Below are 17,380 nucleotides of genomic sequence, written 5' to 3'. Positions count from 1 at the left end.
GTCTCAGCGGAGAAATGGAATGGAAACACCAAAGGAAAAGAAACCGGTTACGAATAAAAATAAAGGGCGCCAATCCTCAGCGGCAAGCTTTTTCCCTAAAAATAAAGAGGTAAAAAGCGTCAAAGAGACCCAAAATTCATTTAGTGTCATTCGTGCTTTTTCAAAAATGATAAATTATGGATTTTCAATATTCTATGTGGGTTTTATTATTTCAGTTTGGTTTTTTCCTGAAAATTACAGTATCGAGATTATTTATAACCTCACGCTGATCCTTATATTCGAGTTTATTCTGGTGCACTCCGGCGTATTTATGTCGGTATTTAAGAATTTTTTTGTGATATTAGGATTTGCCTTGGTTTATGGTCTTTTTGCACTGGCCATTAATATGTCAGTTCTGGGAGATTCTCCTGTCATTTTATATCTCTACAGTGCGACGGTGGTAAACCGGATGCTGTTTGGATTAACCAGTCGAACCGACCAAGAACGCCAAGAAAACATGGGTTATTCCGCCTTAATGGCAATGAACTTTATGTTTAGTATCTTTACTGCGCTGTTGTTATCGTGGATGGTGCCGTATGGAGGGCTTACTCCAGAGTATCTTGAATCCATTCATTATTTAGATTCTATTGGTACGGGCGGGGAGTTCCCTGAAAAGCCGCATGTGGCGTTTGCGTTTGGCGTGCTCTATTTTTCGTTGCCTGTTGTTTTGCCAGCATTATTTGGGCTAATGAGTTTACGCAAAAAGAAAAAAGACCAAATTACCGATGTGGATAGCCAATAAGTTGAATAGTAGATAGAAAGAAAAACGCCTACCGAAGTAGGCGTCCTGGTGTTGGCAAAAATAAAGTAAAACAGAAAATACAGAATGAAAATTAGCGAGTTATTGATTTAAATTGCTGTGTGGTCTCTTTCAATGCCACTTCTGTCGGTAAGCGTTCCATAGAACTTGCACCGTAGAAGCCATGGCAATCAGGGCAGTGCGCTAAAATATATTCTGCATCTTCCGGCGTGGCGATAGGACCACCGTGGCACAGAATAATCACATCATCACGCACAGATTTTGCGGCTTTCGCCCAATCATTGATAAGTTCAACGCAATCCGCCAGTGTGACAGCGGTTTCCGCACCGATGTTACCACCAGTGGTTAGACCCATGTGTGGCACAATAATATCCGCACCTGCCTGTGCCATTGCAATGGCATCTTCACGGCTAAAGACGTATGGCGTGGTTAATAACCCTTTTTCATGCGCCATGCGGATCATATCGACTTCTAAACCGTAACCCATGCCTGTTTCTTCTAAATTGGCACGGAAGTTACCGTCAATCAGCCCGACGGTCGGGAAGTTTTGTACCCCAGCAAAGCCAGTCGCCTTGATATCATCAAGAAATTTATCGAACTGACAGAATGGGTCTGTACCGTTAACTCCAGCAAGCACAGGGGTGTGCTTCACGACTGGGAGAACTTCTTTCGCCATATCCATCACGATTTCGTTGGCATTACCATAAGCCAGCAGGCCGGCGAGAGAGCCGCGTCCTGCCATACGGTAACGACCTGAATTATAAATAACGATTAAGTCGATGCCACCGGCTTCTTCACATTTAGCGGACAGACCAGTACCTGCGCCACCGCCAATGATGGGTTCTCCACGAGCAATCATCTCTCTGAAATTTTTCAGTAAGTCTTCGCGGTTATGTTTCATTGATGAACCTCTACTTGTTTACTATTTTCTGGTGTAATTCAATTACCTGCTCACAGAATTCAGGTGAATTAATGTGATGCGGGCTTAATATTAATTGTCGTTTTTCTGTCGTGACTAAGTGCTGTGTTAATGCGTCGATAAAGGCTTGATCTGCCTGCGGATCCCAAAATGGCGCTCCGTCGATATCTAATGCGGAAAAACCGGCTGTTGGGATAATAAAGCGAATTTCGCCTTCACAAGCATTCAGCTTTTCTGCAATCCAATGTCCCATCTGACGGTTCTCTTCTACGGTGGTTCTCATCAGTGTGACTTGGGCATTATGGTGATAAAACTGTCTATCTTTATACTGTTCTGGCACGGTGGAAGGGCGACCAAAGTTCACCATATCCAACGCACCGCAAGATAATACGCAAGGTGTTTGGGTTCGCGCGATGGCACCAAAGCGGTCTTCATCGCACGCCAATACGCCACCAAACAGGTAGTCGCACACTTCCGTGGTGGTGATATCCAAAACAGAATCTAATAAGCGGCTATCAATCAATTTTTCCATGGCTTTGCCGCCACTTCCCGTTGCATGGAATACTAGGCAGTCATGGTCGTGTTCTAATTTTGCCGTTAATTGCTGGACGCAAGGGGTGGTGACACCAAACATGGTTAAGGCAATAGCGGGTTTATTTTCAGCGGTATCGCCTTCACCGTTATCAAACCAGACTGCGCCGGCAATTTGGTTGGCCGCATTTTTCAGGACTTTACGTGAAATAACATTGAGTCCAGAAACATCCGTGACGGAGTACATCATGGAGATATCACTTGCGCCGATATACCCGGAAATATCTCCCGAGGCCATGGTGGAGACCATGAGTTTTGGCACACCGACAGGTAAAATTTGCATTGCTGGTGTAATCAGTGCCGTCCCCCCTGAGCCGCCTAGCCCAAGTATTGCGGCGACGTCAGTTTGTGCAGCAAGATAGAGGCTGAAGGCTTGTGCCATCGCTTCTATCGCTTTTCCTCGATCCCCGCAGAAAATGGCACCAGCGCCTTGAGGGTGGAAACTGGCAACCATTTCGGCGGTGACATCCGCATTTTTTTCTAATAATGATGGCTGAGTACTCAAGTCAACGGTACGTACAGCAAGCCCTGCATTTTTAATTAAGTCACTGACATAAAAAAGTTCAGCGCTTTTGGTGTCTAGGGTACTTGCAACATAAATAAAACCCTGATGCTTTGGCATAGAAAAATCCTTTGTTTTTTTATGTAACGTTGTTTGGTTACTTAATATGTGTAGGGTGTGTTGAATTTTTCATCTCAATGAGACTATAGTATCATTTACGATAAGTCAATAATGAGACTACAGTCTCATTATTGGCGTTATCTGCTTGGTTCTTTAGACGATGACTTGTATCTTGTTGATAAAACATTATAAATAGAGTGGTTATCATAAAATAGTTAAATCAGAATAATGGTTTTTGTCCCTGAATATTTAAATATAATGATTTACCGTGCTGTATTTATAGCGTAATTTCGAAAGCGAGCACACGACATACTCGTCAGATGATTAAGAATGCTTATCGGCGAATATGTACTGTGAAAGATATTGTCTACACTCATAGAAAGGCGATTTTAAGGATAAAGACATGCCACTGAGCCATCTCATGCCAGACTATAAAGGAACGCGCAAACGTACCTATAACTTACTCGTGTCAACGGCAGTTGAGCTATTTGAAAAAGGGGCAATGCCGTCAGTATCTGAGTTAGCAATGGAAGCGGGCGTTTCGCGTGCGACTGCGTATCGTTATTTTCCAACGCAAAGTGACCTGATTGCCGCGACGGTGAATGTTAGCCTCGGTCCTATTTTGACGTGGAAGCCGCAAAGCGAAAAAACAGAAGAGCGAATTGATGAACTGTTACGCTATGCATTCCCGCGTATGTTTGCTCACGAAGGGGTTTTGCGTGCGGCGTTACAAACATCACTTCAACAGTGGGCGCTTGGGCGTTCATCACCTTCACCAGAACCTGAAGAGAAACGATTAGAGCGTGGTAATCGTAAAGATATTTTGGCGATGGTGACATCACCGATGAAATCTGAGTTCCCGAATGAAGTGATTGATAAAGTCATCAAAGCGTTTTCCGTGATCTACGGTTCGGAAATTTTCTTGGTATTAAAAGATATCTGGAAACTGGATAATGATCAGGTAACTGAAATCGCCCAATGGATGGCAAAAGCGATTATTAATCAAGCTACTGCGGATAAGCAGCAGATTGAAAAACCATAGACATTTCCCCCTCTCAAATTCGCCTAATATCCTCCTGTCTATAGGGGGATTTTATGCCCTTCGTAGGATTATCGGTTAAACCTTCACGAAAAACAGGCATGACGCTCATTTCAGCATTCTTAGCCTCATGAGCTTGAATGATTGTGATATAACTTAATCTCATGATTAATTATATCAATGGTTACTGTCCGATGATAAAGCTGATAAAAATGAGTGTTGGGATCATTCTTTGTGCCATTGTTGGCGGCTCACTCACTTATATCGGCATTCCCTTAGCGTTGATGTTCGGTCCGATTATCGCCATTATTATTTTCCATCGTTTTGGTTTCTCATTCCCCACTCCTAAACACACTATTACTTTTGTTCAAGTGACGCTCGGAACCTCTGTAGGTCTGATGTTTAATCAAGTGTCGCTGAAGGATGCAGATAACTTATTGCTACTGTTATTGATGTTGGTGGTCTGTTTAGCCGTGCAGTTTTCATTTAGTTTTTTTTGGTTTCACCGCAAGGTCGGGTGGACAAAACAAGAAGCGATGTTGGGCTCAGTGCCTGGAGCGATGGCGGCCATCCTTGCCTTAACGGATCACACCCATACGCCGCCGCAAAAAATTGTTATCTCCCATACTATCCGTTTAATCATCCTTATTTTATTGGCAGGTTTAGTGGTAGGAAGTGAGGGCGATCCTCAGCCACTAATTGAATGGCCAACGTTAACGCTTGAATCCACGTTCTGGTTATTGGTGATTGTGACGGTGGGTGTGGTAGTCGGGATGTTTTTGCAACGCCTGCGAGTACCGGCGCCTTTTATGTTAACGTCCCTCGGTGCGGCAACGTTAATTCAAGGTTGGATTGATGTTCAGCTCCATTTCCCATTGATGCTGACTGAACTGAGTATGGTTTTAATTGGGATGAATATTGGTAATCATTTCATTGTATTCCCGCTATCCGCGCTGATAAAAAATATCTACTCTTCAGCCCAAGTGGTGATCATCAATATTATTTTGACCTTTTTGATCACGGTGTTTGCTGCGTGGATCACGGGATATGATATTGCGGTGTTATTGTTGGCTTGGGCTCCGGGAAGTATGGAAGCCATGACTTTCGCGGCAATAACGATGAATTTGGATGCTGGCTTTGTCATGTCCAACCATATTATTCGGATGGTGATTATCCAAACGATTCCATCGGTAGTACTGTTTTGGCAGGAGCGAAAAGGGAAGAAAGAGGGATAAGGAGGAAACATGTATCGATGTGGATTATAAAGGGCATCGACATGTTTCCGCTGGGATTTTAGGCTTATTTTACGTAAGCAAATAGCCCTAAAGAGTCTCTTGCCAAAGATTGGCATTTAAACTCTTGAGTCAATGGAATACCTTTTAAATCATCGTAGCTTTCTTTATTCAGTTTACTCATTTTATCGGAGTTGTAATTTCCCAAATCCCATTTATTACTTTTCGCAAAGTAAACAATGGCGCGTTCAATTTCTCTGTCAGGAATTTGGGAATAGCCGCAATCATATTTTAAATAAATAAATACAGCGGTCAGATCAGCGAGGTCTTCAGCTTCATTGGTAGAGAGTGCTTTGGCGGTATTGGTTAGCCCCAAAAGCATCATTAAGCATGACATCAATATAAATTTTTGCATTCGATATTCATCTGGTTTTTATGTCAAGTAACATTAGCATAAGAACATACTCGCATTACATCAAGTTGCCTGATTTCTTTATGACTACGATGTACTCTATAGATACTAAGCACTTTAGATTATTTTGTGTATAGATTCGTTAGTCAATTCTAACTTTCTTAAATCTATGTAATAAACCCATATTAGATGCATGGGTTTATTGACCTTCCTGTAAGGGGAAGCTTTATCATCCCAATCATTAAACCACGTTTTGCTTGGCAAGGGCAATTTCAGACTTGTCATACCGTGCTCACTGATTGTTGATTTTGATAAATAAAAGGAAGGTTATCTATGTTACGTCGTGATTTTCTGAAGCTGAGTGCTATCGCTTATGCTGCGAGCGCACTGCCAGTTTGGAGCCGCATGGCTGTTGCTGCTGGGAATTATCCCACATTGGCTATTCCACCACTTGTAGAACCGGATGCACAAGGGAATATTCAAATCGCTATCAAGCAAGGTATTTCACAGTTTGTACCGGGCAAGAAAACTACAACGTGGGGATATAACGGCGATTTATTGGGTCCAGCACTTAGCCTGAAAAATGGGCAGCCAGTAAACATTAATATCACCAACCAATTACCTGAAGAGACAACCGTACACTGGCATGGATTGGAAATTTCCGGCGAGCAAGATGGTGGACCTCAAGCGATTATCGCTCCCGGTGCTAGCCGTAAAGTCAATTTCACTCTCAACCAACCTGAAGCCACTTGCTGGTTCCATCCTCATACTCACGGAAAAACTGGTTACCAAGTGGCGATGGGACTAGCGGGATTAGTGCTTGTTAAAGATGAAGACAGCCAAAAACATAGCTTACCGAGCGAGTGGGGCGTCGATGATATTCCCGTTATTCTGCAAGATAAGCGCTTAAAAGATGACGGACAAATTGATTATCAATTAGACGTCATGAGTGCTGCCGTGGGCTGGTTTGGGGATATGATGCTAACCAACGGAGCGGTTTATCCTAAACATGTTGCGCCGAAAGGTTGGATCCGCCTGCGTTTACTCAACGGTTGTAACGCACGTAGCTTGAATGTATCGACCAGTGATGGGCGTAAAATGTATGTGGTGGGCAGTGATGGAGGATTACTGGCTGAACCTATCGCATTAACTGAATTACCGATTTTAATGGGCGAACGCTTTGAAGTATTGATTGATGCCTCTGACGGTCGTTCCTTCGACCTTGTCACTTTACCTGTTGGGCAAATGGGAATGACCATCGCGCCATTTGATCAGCCACTGCCTGTTTTACGCATTGAAACTACCTTGAGTGCGGGAGCTGGAAAATTACCTGAGCAATTAGCAACGATTGCTGCCATTCCTTCACTGACGGGGCTAAATCGCCGTAAATTCCATTTGATGATGGATATGCGCTTGGATATGCAAGGCATGATGATGCTGCGCGAAAAATATGGTCCGCAGGCGATGGGGAACATGGGGGGGCATGGCGGTATGATGGGGAATATGGATCATTCCAATATGAATGGTAGCAATATGGGAAGTGGAAACATGAACCATGGCAATATGAATAACAGCAATATGGGTCATGGCAATATGGCAGCCGGTACGCAAAGTAATGGCGGTCATTGCGGTATGGGTACAGGTGATCTGGATATTCATAATGCGAATACCATCAATGGACAAGTTTTCTCAATGACACACCCTGCGTTTAATGCGCCGCTAAATCAGCAAGAGGTTTGGGTGATTTCAGGGCGTGGCGATATGATGCTGCACCCATTCCATGTTCACGGAACGCGTTTTAGGATCCTTAAAGAAAATGGTCGCCCGGTTGAACCGCATCGCCAAGGCTGGAAAGACATTGTGAAAGTGGAAGGGCAAGTGAGCGAAGTCTTAGTGGAATTTAAACATACTGCGACGCCACAGCACCCTTATATGGCACATTGTCACTTACTGGAGCATGAAGATACTGGCATGATGATGGGCTTTACCGTAGGTTAAGGTCATCGAAACTGGCAGTGGCGATGTGGTCACTGCCATTTGTTTTGTCGTCGCGTCTTTGTGTGGCTTATGTTAAAATTACGCGCTTTCCTTTCCCATACATGCGTAATAGATGATGAAACATACTCTGGATGTAATGATCTCTGAAGAAGAGATTGCTCAAAGAATCAGTGAATTAGCAGACAGCATTAGTGCTCATTACCAAGACAAACAAGGTGATTTAGTGCTGGTTGGTCTGTTAAAAGGCTCCTTCATTTTTATGGCAGATCTATGCCGTAAAATCACCGTACCTCATGAAGTTGATTTCATGACCGTATCAAGCTACGGCAATGCAATGACATCAAGCCGTGATGTGAAAATCGTGAAAGACTTAGATGAAGATATTCGCGGTAAGCATGTGCTGATCGTTGAAGATATCATTGACTCAGGCAACACGTTAAATAAAGTCCGTGAAATTTTTGGCCTGCGTGAGCCTGCATCTGTGGCAATCTGTACTCTGTTGGATAAGCCTTCTCGCCGTGAAGTGGATGTACCGGTTGAGTGGATTGGTTATTCAATCGAAGATAAATTCGTTGTCGGTTATGGTATCGACTACGCGCAGCAGTATCGCCATCTGCCGTACATTGGGCATGTTACTCTGCTGGAAGAGTAAGTTTTTTAAACTGTATTCTTAGCAATAAAAAGAGCAGCCTAGGCTGCTCTTTTGCTATTTTATTTTCGAAAGATTATTTTTTCTGTGTGAGCTTAGAGATAGCCTCACGATAACCTAACTCTAACTTCTCGCGGCTATCTGAGGTAATGTGTAAGTCGTGTAAGCGACCATTATTGATACCGTAAACCCAGCCGTGGATCATGATTTTCTGACCACGTTTCCATGCGGATTGCATGATAGTGGAGTGACCTAAGTTATACACTTGCTCAACCACGTTTAATTCGCAAAGACGATCTAAGCGCTCGCACGGTTTCAGTTCACCTAACATAGAGCTATGGCGATACCAGATATCTCGAATGTGTAATAACCAGTTATTGATCAGGCCCAATTCGGTGTTATCCACCGCTGCTTCAATACCACCACATCCATAGTGACCACAGATAATAATGTGTTCGACTTCCAGAACATCAACCGCATACTGAATAACTGATAAACAGTTTAAGTCCGTATGGATAACTAAGTTCGCCACATTACGGTGAACGAAGAGATCCCCAGGGGCTGCGTTGATCAGTTTTTCGGCAGGCACTCGACTGTCTGAACAGCCGATCCATAGAAATCTTGGTTTTTGAGCTTTTGATAATTCTTTAAAGAATTCAGGATCTTTTTCTTTTACAGACGCTGACCATGCTTCGTTATTAGCAAACAGCTCTTCAATTTTTCTCATCATGACTTATAGCCTAGTTGTGTGACTTTGCGATAAAATCTTATACAGCATTTATTGATTAAATAATAATTAGTTATACTAATTTCACATCTATGATGAACCACTCATTTATACATGACAACCCTCATTAAGGGGGATGTTGAATAATATATTGTTAAATTATTATCACTTTTCTGCATAACATCCGACAGGAAAAAGTGGCATCATTAATCTATATTGCCTCCAAACAGCCCCAAGAATAAAGGTATTTTTAATATATGACTTACGCACTCGAACTATCGCAGCTGACCAAAACCTATGCAGGTGGCGTGAAAGCGTTGCGTGGCATTGATTTAAGCGTGGAAGATGGTGATTTCTATGCCTTACTTGGACCGAATGGTGCAGGAAAATCAACAACGATTGGCATTATTAGTTCATTGGTCAACAAAACCAGTGGCTCAGTGAAAGTGTTTGGCTATGACTTAGATAAGCAAGTTGTACTGGCTAAACAGCAACTTGGGTTAGTGCCTCAAGAGTTCAACTTTAACCCGTTTGAAACGGTCTTACAGATTGTTTTAAACCAAGCGGGTTATTATGGTGTTCCTCGTAATGTGGCAAACCAGCGCGCTGAGCAATATCTTACTCAGTTAGATTTGTGGGAGAAACGTAATGAGCGTGCGCGTAATTTATCCGGTGGGATGAAACGCCGCCTGATGATAGCTCGCGCCTTGATGCATCAACCAAAACTGTTGATCCTCGATGAGCCGACAGCCGGTGTTGATATTGAACTGCGTCGTTCTATGTGGACGTTCCTGAAAAAGCTGAATGCGCAGGGTACCACCATTATTTTGACCACTCACTATCTGGAAGAAGCGGAAATGCTGTGCCGTAATATCGGGATCATTCAGCATGGTGAGCTGGTGGAAAATACCAGCATGAAGCAGCTTTTAAGCCAGCTAGAGTCAGAAACGTTTATTTTCGATTTAATGCCAAAAAGCCCAATTCCAAGCTTAACGGGGTATGAATCCCGTTTAGTAGATACGTCAACTCTCGAAGTGGATGTGAAGCGTGAGCAAGGGCTCAATGGTGTCTTCAGCCAGTTAAGTGACCAAGGAATTCAAATTTTGAGTATGCGCAATAAGGCTAACCGCCTTGAAGAGCTGTTTGTCAGTTTAGTGAAGAAAGATAACCAAGTTTCAGAGCAGGAAGGTGCGCAATGATCTCGCTATATTGGGTTGCCTTAAAAACGATTTGGATCAAAGAGGTCACTCGCTTTGGTCGTATCTGGGTGCAAACGTTGCTGCCACCTGTAATCACCATGTCGCTCTATTTTGTGATTTTCGGAAATTTAATTGGTTCACGAATTGGCGATATGGGCGGTGTAGACTACATGCAGTTTATTGTCCCTGGTCTTATTATGATGGCGGTGATCACTAACTCATACTCCAACGTCTGTTCGTCATTTTTTGGTTCTAAATTCCAGAAAAATATTGAAGAGTTGCTCGTTGCTCCCGTACCGACTCACGTGATTATCGCCGGTTTTGTTGGCGGTGGGGTTGCGCGTGGGATTTTAGTCGGATTCTTGGTGACTATCGTATCTCTGTTCTTTATCCCATTGCAGGTTCATTCATGGTCAATGGTGGTGATCACGCTGTTATTAACAGCGATTGTGTTCTCCCTTGCGGGTCTGTTAAATGCGATTTTTGCTAAAACCTTCGATGATATCAGCATTGTTCCAACATTCGTTTTAACGCCACTGACCTATCTGGGTGGGGTTTTTTATTCGTTATCTTTACTGCCGCCATTCTGGCAGGCTGTCTCTAAACTCAACCCGATTGTGTATATGATAAGCGGCTTTAGATATGGCTTTTTAGGCATTGCGGATGTGTCCATCGTCGTGACTTTGAGCGTATTAATGGTGTTTTTAATTATCTTCTATGCTTTGACATGGTATTTAATTGAACAAGGTCGCGGGTTAAGAAGTTAACCTAGCAAATCGGCTGAGCTGAGGTTGGAATAAATGTCCCTAAAGGAAAATCAATTTATTGATTTTCGCCTGATAACACAAAGAGGGAAAAACCACGCTTTTATCCCTCTTTGTCATCAACGTAATGCCCCTAATAGGGGCATTTCTATATTAAATTAGGCGACTTGTACCGGTACCGCTTTAGCAATCCGGCTCATGGTGTTGTTCGCATCAAAGTAAGCCACTTTGGGGTGATGCTGGCGGGCTTCTTCATCAGGTAACATACCGTAAGTACAAATAATCAGCTTATCACCAACCGCCGCACGGCGTGCAGCAGCACCATTGACAGAGATAATTTTAGAACCGCGTTCCCCTGCAATCGCATAGGTTGAAAAACGTTCGCCATTATCCACATTATAAATATCGATAGCTTCGTATTCTAAAATGCCAACGGCATCTAAAAAATCCTGATCGATGGCGCAAGAACCTTCATAGTGAAGATCAGCTTGAGTGACGGTGGCACGGTGAAGTTTGCCTAATAGCATTTTTCTTTGCATTTCTTCTTCCTTATTCTTCCTCATTGCTGCCACAGCGTTGTTAGCTGTGTGCTCTTACCTAGTCACATTTATTCTTCCTCATTGTATGCCACAGCGTTGTTGGCTGCGCTCTCTTGCCCTAGTCACATACTTATGTATGCTCCTAGGGTCGCGTTTACTTGCCGCCTAGCTGTGACAGCAATGAGTTTGAATAAATATTAGGTAACTTGAATCTAAAGTATTTTGTTTTTAAGCGATATCGAGCGGTAACTCGACTTGCAGATTATCGATTAAACGGGTTTGACCTAACCATGCAGCCATTAAAATCACGGCGCGGCGGCTGGAAACCGTCAGTTCGCCGAGGTTATCGGCATCGCGAATAAAGAGTTCGTCAGGGGTAAATCCTGCTTGGCGCAAAGATTCTTCCATTTCACTAATTAAACCGGTTGCTGCCGCGGGAGAGTCCGCGAGCTTCTCACCTGCTTTTTGCATAATCGCAAACAGCTGAGGGGCGATTTTTAGCTCATCGGCAGACAGATTATTATTGCGTGAACTCAGGGCTAAGCCATTCTTAGCGCGAACGATAGGGACACCGACAACCTGAATATCGAAAGAAAGGTCAGTCACCAATTTACGCACTAACTGAAGCTGCTGATAATCTTTTTCACCAAATAATGCAATATCAGGCTGCACGAGATTAAACAGCTTGGTCAGTACTGTCGCAACGCCACGAAAATGCCCTGGGCGGCTAGCACCTTCTAACATGGTAGAGATTTCAGGTACTTCAACGTAACTTTGGTTGTCCATACCTTCAGGGTAAAAATCGGCGGCAGACGGTGCGAAAACTAAATCGACACTTTTACGTTTCAATTTTTCGCAATCTTCCTGCAAGGTACGAGGGTAATTGGCTAAATCGGATTGACGGTCAAACTGCATTGGATTGACAAAAATGCTGGCAATGACAATGTCGGCTTGCTGTTTAGCTTGGTCAATCAGTGTCAGGTGCCCATCATGTAAATTGCCCATCGTTGGGACAAACGCAATACGTTTGCCTTCTTGTTTCCAGCGACGAATTTCACGGCGCAAGATTGGCGATGTTTCAACGATCCGCATACTTCCCATCCTTATCGTTATATTTCATACAGAATTACGAAAATGAGTGAGCGTCACTCGGGTAAATTTCTTGCTCAACTTCTTGAATATATAGGCGAATAGCATCGTGAATATTGCCTGCTTCAGCCAAAAAGTTTTTCGCAAATTTTGGTGGTTTGGCGGTGATCCCTAACGCATCATGCATCACGAGAATTTGCCCGTCAGTGCCATTACCGGCACCAATTCCAATGACAGGTAACAGTAATTCTTCAGTGACTTGGTTCGCAAGGGATGTCGGTACGCATTCAAGAACCAACAGCTGAATGCCTGCATTCTCGAGAGCAATCGCATCTTTGATAAGCTGATTGGCAGTGACTTCATCACGACCTTGGACTTTATAGCCCCCAAGTACATTTACCGCTTGTGGCGTTAAGCCTAAGTGACCGCAGACTGGTACGGAACGTTCACACAGCATTTTGACGGTTTCACATAGCCAGCTGCCACCTTCGATTTTCACCATATTCGCACCAGCTTGCATCAAAATAGCGGCATTGGCACAGGCTTGCTCAGGCGTGGCATAACTCATAAAAGGCATGTCGGCGATGATAAATGCGTTAGGGGCGCCTTTACGTACGCAACGAGTGTGGTAAGCAATCTGCTCGACAGTGACAGGAAGGGTACTGGTTTCGCCTTGGATAGTCATACCTAAGGAATCACCAACCAGCATCACTTGGATACCTTGCTCAGCAAACAGTTGAGCAAAACTGGCATCGTAGGCTGTAATGGTAGCGAATTTGTGTTTCTCTTTTTTATATTGACACAAATCAGCGAGAGAAATGGGTTTCATTAAAATAACCTCCGGAAATGATTTCTCTTATGACCATACCTGAACGAGGTTAAACACATTAGGAATTTATTCCCAAAGCATTAGGCCATTTCGAGGGACGTGTGTAAGTCTTTCTGACAGTTTTTCACCATCAGGAAAAATCAGGGAAGGGGTAATATCACTGAGCGGATAAAGCATAAATTCACGCTCTTTTAGCCCATAGTGTGGAACAGTTAAGCGCTCGGTGTGGATCACTCGATTGCCAAACAGCATGATATCGAGATCTAATGTTCTCGGTCCCCAGCGCTCATCTTTGCGAACGCGCCCTAAATCCAGTTCAATTTTTTGGGTATGATTGAGTAAGTCTTCAGGTTCAAGTTCGGTTTCCAGCAAAACAGCCAGATTGAGAAAATCAGGTTGATCCTGTGGGCCGAGGGGTTTAGTTCGATAAATAGAGGAAGTGCTCACAACGCGAGTGCTTGGAATCGCCTCTAATGCGGCAATCGCTTGTTGTGCTTGCTTCAGTGGCTCGCCTAAGTTGCTGCCAATGGCAATGTACACTTGCTCCATCTCTTTATCTCTCTATCTTAATCTCTCTATGGTGATCGCAGCGACCGCTTAAGCCGCTGAGATGAATACCATTATGATTTATTCGGTTTTCTATTACCGGATTGTGATGAACGATGCGGACGCTGGCGGCGGCGAGTTGGCGCACTACCGAGCTCCGAGATCATTTCACGCTGTTTCTGGGCATTGGCTTGTTGGAAGTCATTCCACCATAAAGCGAGTTCTTGTAGCTCATTACGGTGTTCCACATTGGCTCTAAGCTCTAATAAATCAAAGGCAGCACGGAATTTCGGGTGCTCCATCAATTTATTCGCACGACGCCCTTGGCGACGAGGTAAGCGTAATTGCAACATCCAGATATCACGCATGGTGGTGGTGATACGTTTTGGGATTGCAATAGAGCGGCACTGTTCATCCAGTACATCATTCATTGCCAGCGCAAAGGCATCATAGTAAGCAAGACCGCCTTCCTGTGATAGTTTTTCTGCGTGTTCAGTGACGGGATACCATAACATGGCTGCAAATAAAAATGCAGGATTGACGCGCTTATCATTTTTTAGTCTGAAATCGGTGTTTTTTAACACTTGTTCAATGACTTTTTCCATTGGTGAATCACCATTCTCAGTGAAGCGGCTCGCAATCACAGGGAACAGTTGTTCAAACAGATGGTACTGATTCAGCATTTTATAGGTGGCGTAGCCATAGCCGGCTTGAAGTAATTTTAATGACTCTTCAAACAGTCGCGCAGAAGGGATTTCACGTAGCAATGGGGCTAAGCGATGAATCGGCTCTGCGGTATTTGGCTCGATACGCATATTCAGCTTACAGGCGAAACGCACCGCGCGGATCATCCGAACGGGATCTTCACGGTAGCGTGTTTCTGGGTCGCCAATCAGACGAATGACGCCTTCTTTTAAGTCTTGTAATCCATTGACGTAATCGCGTACGGAGAAATCATCAATGTTGTAATACAGGCTATTTACAGTAAAGTCACGGCGGATAGCATCTTCTTCAATGGAACCGAAAATATTGTCGCGAAGCAGCATGCCATTTTGCGCTTGAGATGACAGATTTTTATCATCGACTTCTTGGTCGTGGTGACCGCGGAAGGTTGCAACTTCAATAATTTCTGGACCAAACATAATGTGCGCAAGGCGGAATCGACGACCAACCAGTCGGCAATTACGAAATAGCTTGCGAATTTGTTCTGGGGTTGCATTGGTGGTGATATCGAAATCTTTTGGCTTTTGACCTAATAACAAATCACGCACACCACCGCCAACTAAATAGGCTTCGTAGCCATTTTTATTAAGGCGGTACAATACTTTTAGTGCGTTTTCACTAATGTCATCACGCGAAATTATGTGTTGAGCGCGTGGAATAACGGTAATCGATTCTTGTTTCGTCACGGATGTTCGCTTCTGTGTTTGAGCATCTGAACGTTTAGAGGGACGAACCGTTTTCTTTGTTTGTCTCGTATTCTGGTCATGTCTAGTATTCTGCTCATGCCGAGTTTTCCTCTCAGATTTTTTCTCTGATGCAGAAGGAGTGACTGGCCTTTCACCGGCTGCCTGTGTGTCTCGCGCACCACGCTTTGGCATCGAGTCCTGTTCTGCGGACGATGCTGGTTCATTGCGAGATAAAATATTGCGGCAGAAATTTGCTACTCGGTTAAAAATAGTACACCTCGATGTCATTACATAGATTCATTAAACAAAATAAGCGGCTAATCATAGCTCACTGAAGTTTCTTTGAGAATGGTTAAACGAATAAAAGTCATGGCTAATTATTTTTTATATCAATTAAACCAGTGAATATTATACAAATTGTAGCTTTTTGCGCGAGACGCAAACGATAACAAATGAGAGAAAATGAGAGAAATAAAGATAAGGTAAAGGGGAGTTTAAACTTTTTTGAGGGTGCGAATCCTTATAACGGCGCAGGGTTAATGCGCCGTTGAGGACTCCCAAAACAACAATTAGCCAGCCATCTGCTTTTCGCGGATTTCTGCTAATGTTTTACAGTCGATGCACAAATCTGCTGTTGGACGCGCTTCCAAACGACGGATGCCAATTTCCACACCACAAGATTCGCAGTAGCCAAAATCTTCATCTTCAACTTTCTTCAGCGTCTTTTCGATCTTCTTGATCAATTTACGTTCGCGGTCGCGGTTACGTAATTCGAGGCTGAATTCCTCTTCCTGAGCGGCTCTATCAACGGGGTCTGGAAAGTTAGCTGCCTCATCTTGCATATGAGTAACAGTCCGGTCCACTTCATCTCTGAGTTGATTGCGCCATGCTTCGAGAATGAGCTTAAAATGCGCCAATTGGGCTTCGTTCATGTACTCTTCGCCAGCCTTCTCATGATAGGGCTCAACCCCGGCAATGGCGAGAATGCTTAAGGACGATGTCTTACGTTTTTGCCCTTCTTGCATAATGCTTCTCCTACACACGCAAATTTTACAAAAACCCCAAGGGGGAAAATTTAAGGTCGCTATAAATATCAGAAGACAGCCGTCTTGGCAATCGTTCATGTGATGAGTTTTGTAATGCTGTGAAGACAAGCGTGTTTCTTCCCTTCACAAGCACTCATAACTCGATGACCTTGTTTAAATATCGACTAAACTAAAATGACTTAGTCGGGGTGAAGCGAATTGATGTCCCTATTTGCATTTTTTGTTTAGATATATCCACTTGATAACACAGAACTTCGACGCCATTGGTTATAGCCTGTTCTAACAACGCTGCATATTTAGGATCAATATGTGCAGCAGCGGATACTACGTGGATACCGCTATGTAAAATGACAAACATAAGTATGGCGCGTTTTCCTTCTTTAGCAATCAAAGTCAGCTCTCTAAGGTGCTTTTGTCCTCGTATTGTCTGAGTATCAGGGAAATAGCCATGGTTGTTTTCCAACAAAGTCACTGATTTAACTTCAATAAAACAATCAGTTAAGCCCTCTTGAGTGAGTAAAAAATCAATCCGGCTGTTTTCACTTCCATACTTCACTTCAGGGGTCACTATACTGTAGTCAGATAATTCTGGAATATGCTTTTTTGCCAACGCTTCTGCCACTAATTGATTAGCTCGTAGCGTGTTAATACAAATTAGATGGTTGTTTTTGGTTTGCGTTAACTCCCAACTGTACGGATATTTTCGTTTTGGGTTATCCGAAGTGGAGTACCACACGGTATCCCCTGGAGTTGCACAGCCTGTCATCGCCCCCGTGTTTGCGCAGTGTATCGTCATTTCCTCTCCCTCGGGTGTGACGACATCCGCTAAAAAACGTTTATAGCGTTTAATTAATGTGGCTGATTTTAAAGGGGGGATAAATTCCATGTTTTCTCCGTTTACCGCGTTGTTCGTGACATAACATTACACCATCCTATATATGGTGTTAGCTCATAGACAGTATTAATGCGTC

Annotated in this window: 18 protein-coding genes; 7 read left to right on the top strand and 11 right to left on the bottom strand. The window is 43.6% G+C overall.

The window, feature by feature from the left end:
- Positions 1-19: 19 nt before the first annotated feature.
- Entirely contained in the window at positions 20-781 is a 762-nt protein-coding gene (locus M5X66_RS13610; RefSeq protein ID WP_154637007.1) for a hypothetical protein, read from the top strand.
- A gap of 91 nt (positions 782-872) precedes the next feature.
- Here the strand turns inward: M5X66_RS13610 and M5X66_RS13605 are convergent, their stop codons facing one another.
- Entirely contained in the window at positions 873-1,700 is an 828-nt protein-coding gene (locus M5X66_RS13605; RefSeq protein WP_036955608.1) for a phosphoenolpyruvate hydrolase family protein, read from the bottom strand.
- Between the two features lie 10 nt (positions 1,701-1,710).
- A complete protein-coding gene (locus tag M5X66_RS13600; RefSeq protein ID WP_036955606.1) occupies positions 1,711-2,931 on the bottom strand; it encodes a Tm-1-like ATP-binding domain-containing protein in 1,221 nt (406 codons plus the stop codon).
- 403 nt (positions 2,932-3,334) lie between these two features.
- On the opposite strand from M5X66_RS13600, the gene M5X66_RS13595 reads away from it, so the two are divergent.
- Complete coding sequence (locus M5X66_RS13595; RefSeq protein WP_036955604.1) at positions 3,335-3,973, top strand: TetR/AcrR family transcriptional regulator; 639 nt, start codon at positions 3,335-3,337, stop codon at positions 3,971-3,973.
- 191 nt (positions 3,974-4,164) lie between these two features.
- Positions 4,165-5,205, top strand: a complete 1,041-nt coding sequence (locus M5X66_RS13590) for an AbrB family transcriptional regulator (protein WP_036955818.1) — start codon at positions 4,165-4,167, stop codon at positions 5,203-5,205.
- Between the two features lie 64 nt (positions 5,206-5,269).
- Here the strand turns inward: M5X66_RS13590 and M5X66_RS13585 are convergent, their stop codons facing one another.
- Positions 5,270-5,617, bottom strand: coding sequence for a YacC family pilotin-like protein (locus M5X66_RS13585; RefSeq protein WP_036955602.1), 348 nt, complete (start codon positions 5,615-5,617; stop codon positions 5,270-5,272).
- A gap of 330 nt (positions 5,618-5,947) precedes the next feature.
- Here M5X66_RS13585 and cueO point away from each other — a divergent pair, with 330 nt between their 5' ends.
- Positions 5,948-7,612 (top strand): multicopper oxidase CueO, encoded by a 1,665-nt coding sequence (gene cueO / locus M5X66_RS13580; protein ID WP_154637009.1) that lies wholly within the window; start codon positions 5,948-5,950, stop codon positions 7,610-7,612.
- Positions 7,613-7,727: 115 nt separating this feature from the next.
- A complete protein-coding gene (hpt, locus tag M5X66_RS13575; protein ID WP_108478397.1) occupies positions 7,728-8,264 on the top strand; it encodes a hypoxanthine phosphoribosyltransferase in 537 nt (178 codons plus the stop codon).
- A gap of 73 nt (positions 8,265-8,337) precedes the next feature.
- Here the strand turns inward: hpt and can are convergent, their stop codons facing one another.
- Complete coding sequence (gene can, locus M5X66_RS13570) at positions 8,338-8,991, bottom strand: carbonate dehydratase (protein WP_036955599.1); 654 nt, start codon at positions 8,989-8,991, stop codon at positions 8,338-8,340.
- Between the two features lie 254 nt (positions 8,992-9,245).
- On the opposite strand from can, the gene M5X66_RS13565 reads away from it, so the two are divergent.
- Positions 9,246-10,187 carry an ABC transporter ATP-binding protein gene (locus M5X66_RS13565; protein WP_036955596.1) on the top strand — a complete coding sequence of 314 codons (942 nt, stop codon included), beginning with the start codon at positions 9,246-9,248 and terminating at the stop codon, positions 10,185-10,187.
- Positions 10,184-10,954 carry an ABC transporter permease gene (locus tag M5X66_RS13560; protein WP_108478347.1) on the top strand — a complete coding sequence of 257 codons (771 nt, stop codon included), beginning with the start codon at positions 10,184-10,186 and terminating at the stop codon, positions 10,952-10,954. The genes M5X66_RS13565 and M5X66_RS13560 overlap by 4 nt, the downstream gene beginning before the upstream one ends.
- A 155-nt stretch (positions 10,955-11,109) precedes the next feature.
- Here M5X66_RS13560 and panD read toward each other — a convergent pair whose 3' ends face one another.
- From panD to sfsA, 7 genes are all read right to left on the bottom strand, one after another.
- Positions 11,110-11,490: an aspartate 1-decarboxylase gene (gene panD, locus M5X66_RS13555; RefSeq protein WP_036952622.1), complete on the bottom strand. Its 381-nt coding sequence runs from the start codon at positions 11,488-11,490 to the stop codon at positions 11,110-11,112.
- Between the two features lie 228 nt (positions 11,491-11,718).
- Positions 11,719-12,582, bottom strand: a complete 864-nt coding sequence (gene panC, locus M5X66_RS13550; RefSeq protein WP_036952619.1) for a pantoate--beta-alanine ligase — start codon at positions 12,580-12,582, stop codon at positions 11,719-11,721.
- A 34-nt stretch (positions 12,583-12,616) separates the two neighbouring features.
- Positions 12,617-13,408 carry a 3-methyl-2-oxobutanoate hydroxymethyltransferase gene (panB, locus tag M5X66_RS13545; protein ID WP_036952616.1) on the bottom strand — a complete coding sequence of 264 codons (792 nt, stop codon included), beginning with the start codon at positions 13,406-13,408 and terminating at the stop codon, positions 12,617-12,619.
- A 66-nt stretch (positions 13,409-13,474) separates the two neighbouring features.
- Positions 13,475-13,957 carry a 2-amino-4-hydroxy-6-hydroxymethyldihydropteridine diphosphokinase gene (gene folK / locus M5X66_RS13540; protein ID WP_036952614.1) on the bottom strand — a complete coding sequence of 161 codons (483 nt, stop codon included), beginning with the start codon at positions 13,955-13,957 and terminating at the stop codon, positions 13,475-13,477.
- 71 nt (positions 13,958-14,028) lie between these two features.
- Positions 14,029-15,555, bottom strand: coding sequence for a polynucleotide adenylyltransferase PcnB (pcnB, locus tag M5X66_RS13535; protein ID WP_207910782.1), 1,527 nt, complete (start codon positions 15,553-15,555; stop codon positions 14,029-14,031).
- Between the two features lie 377 nt (positions 15,556-15,932).
- Positions 15,933-16,388 carry an RNA polymerase-binding protein DksA gene (gene dksA, locus M5X66_RS13530; protein ID WP_006659320.1) on the bottom strand — a complete coding sequence of 152 codons (456 nt, stop codon included), beginning with the start codon at positions 16,386-16,388 and terminating at the stop codon, positions 15,933-15,935.
- 190 nt (positions 16,389-16,578) lie between these two features.
- On the bottom strand, positions 16,579-17,295 hold the full coding sequence (sfsA, locus tag M5X66_RS13525) for a DNA/RNA nuclease SfsA (protein WP_036952609.1): 717 nt from the start codon (positions 17,293-17,295) through the stop codon (positions 16,579-16,581).
- Positions 17,296-17,380: the final 85 nt, after the last annotated feature.

This window comes from Providencia sp. PROV188 (genome assembly GCF_027595165.1).
GTDB lineage: Bacteria > Pseudomonadota > Gammaproteobacteria > Enterobacterales > Enterobacteriaceae > Providencia > Providencia lanzhouensis.
The sequence above is the reverse complement of the archived record's forward strand: the minus strand, read 5'-3'. Positions and strand labels throughout refer to the sequence as shown.

Excerpts from the sequence above, each read along its gene's own strand:
- panC (WP_036952619.1), bottom strand. The coding sequence starts at position 12,582 with ATGCGGATCGTTGAAACATCGCCAATCTTGCGCCGTGAAATTCGTCGC.
- cueO (WP_154637009.1), top strand. The coding sequence starts at position 5,948 with ATGTTACGTCGTGATTTTCTGAAGCTGAGTGCTATCGCTTATGCTGCG.
- dksA (WP_006659320.1), bottom strand. The coding sequence starts at position 16,388 with ATGCAAGAAGGGCAAAAACGTAAGACATCGTCCTTAAGCATTCTCGCC.
- pcnB (WP_207910782.1), bottom strand. The coding sequence starts at position 15,555 with ATGCCAAAGCGTGGTGCGCGAGACACACAGGCAGCCGGTGAAAGGCCA.
- M5X66_RS13595 (WP_036955604.1), top strand. The coding sequence starts at position 3,335 with ATGCCACTGAGCCATCTCATGCCAGACTATAAAGGAACGCGCAAACGT.
- M5X66_RS13585 (WP_036955602.1), bottom strand. The coding sequence starts at position 5,617 with ATGCAAAAATTTATATTGATGTCATGCTTAATGATGCTTTTGGGGCTA.
- M5X66_RS13600 (WP_036955606.1), bottom strand. The coding sequence starts at position 2,931 with ATGCCAAAGCATCAGGGTTTTATTTATGTTGCAAGTACCCTAGACACC.
- folK (WP_036952614.1), bottom strand. The coding sequence starts at position 13,957 with ATGGAGCAAGTGTACATTGCCATTGGCAGCAACTTAGGCGAGCCACTG.
- M5X66_RS13605 (WP_036955608.1), bottom strand. The coding sequence starts at position 1,700 with ATGAAACATAACCGCGAAGACTTACTGAAAAATTTCAGAGAGATGATT.
- M5X66_RS13590 (WP_036955818.1), top strand. The coding sequence starts at position 4,165 with ATGATAAAGCTGATAAAAATGAGTGTTGGGATCATTCTTTGTGCCATT.
- panD (WP_036952622.1), bottom strand. The coding sequence starts at position 11,490 with ATGCAAAGAAAAATGCTATTAGGCAAACTTCACCGTGCCACCGTCACT.
- can (WP_036955599.1), bottom strand. The coding sequence starts at position 8,991 with ATGATGAGAAAAATTGAAGAGCTGTTTGCTAATAACGAAGCATGGTCA.
- M5X66_RS13560 (WP_108478347.1), top strand. The coding sequence starts at position 10,184 with ATGATCTCGCTATATTGGGTTGCCTTAAAAACGATTTGGATCAAAGAG.
- panB (WP_036952616.1), bottom strand. The coding sequence starts at position 13,408 with ATGAAACCCATTTCTCTCGCTGATTTGTGTCAATATAAAAAAGAGAAA.
- M5X66_RS13610 (WP_154637007.1), top strand. The coding sequence starts at position 20 with ATGGAAACACCAAAGGAAAAGAAACCGGTTACGAATAAAAATAAAGGG.
- hpt (WP_108478397.1), top strand. The coding sequence starts at position 7,728 with ATGAAACATACTCTGGATGTAATGATCTCTGAAGAAGAGATTGCTCAA.
- M5X66_RS13565 (WP_036955596.1), top strand. The coding sequence starts at position 9,246 with ATGACTTACGCACTCGAACTATCGCAGCTGACCAAAACCTATGCAGGT.
- sfsA (WP_036952609.1), bottom strand. The coding sequence starts at position 17,295 with ATGGAATTTATCCCCCCTTTAAAATCAGCCACATTAATTAAACGCTAT.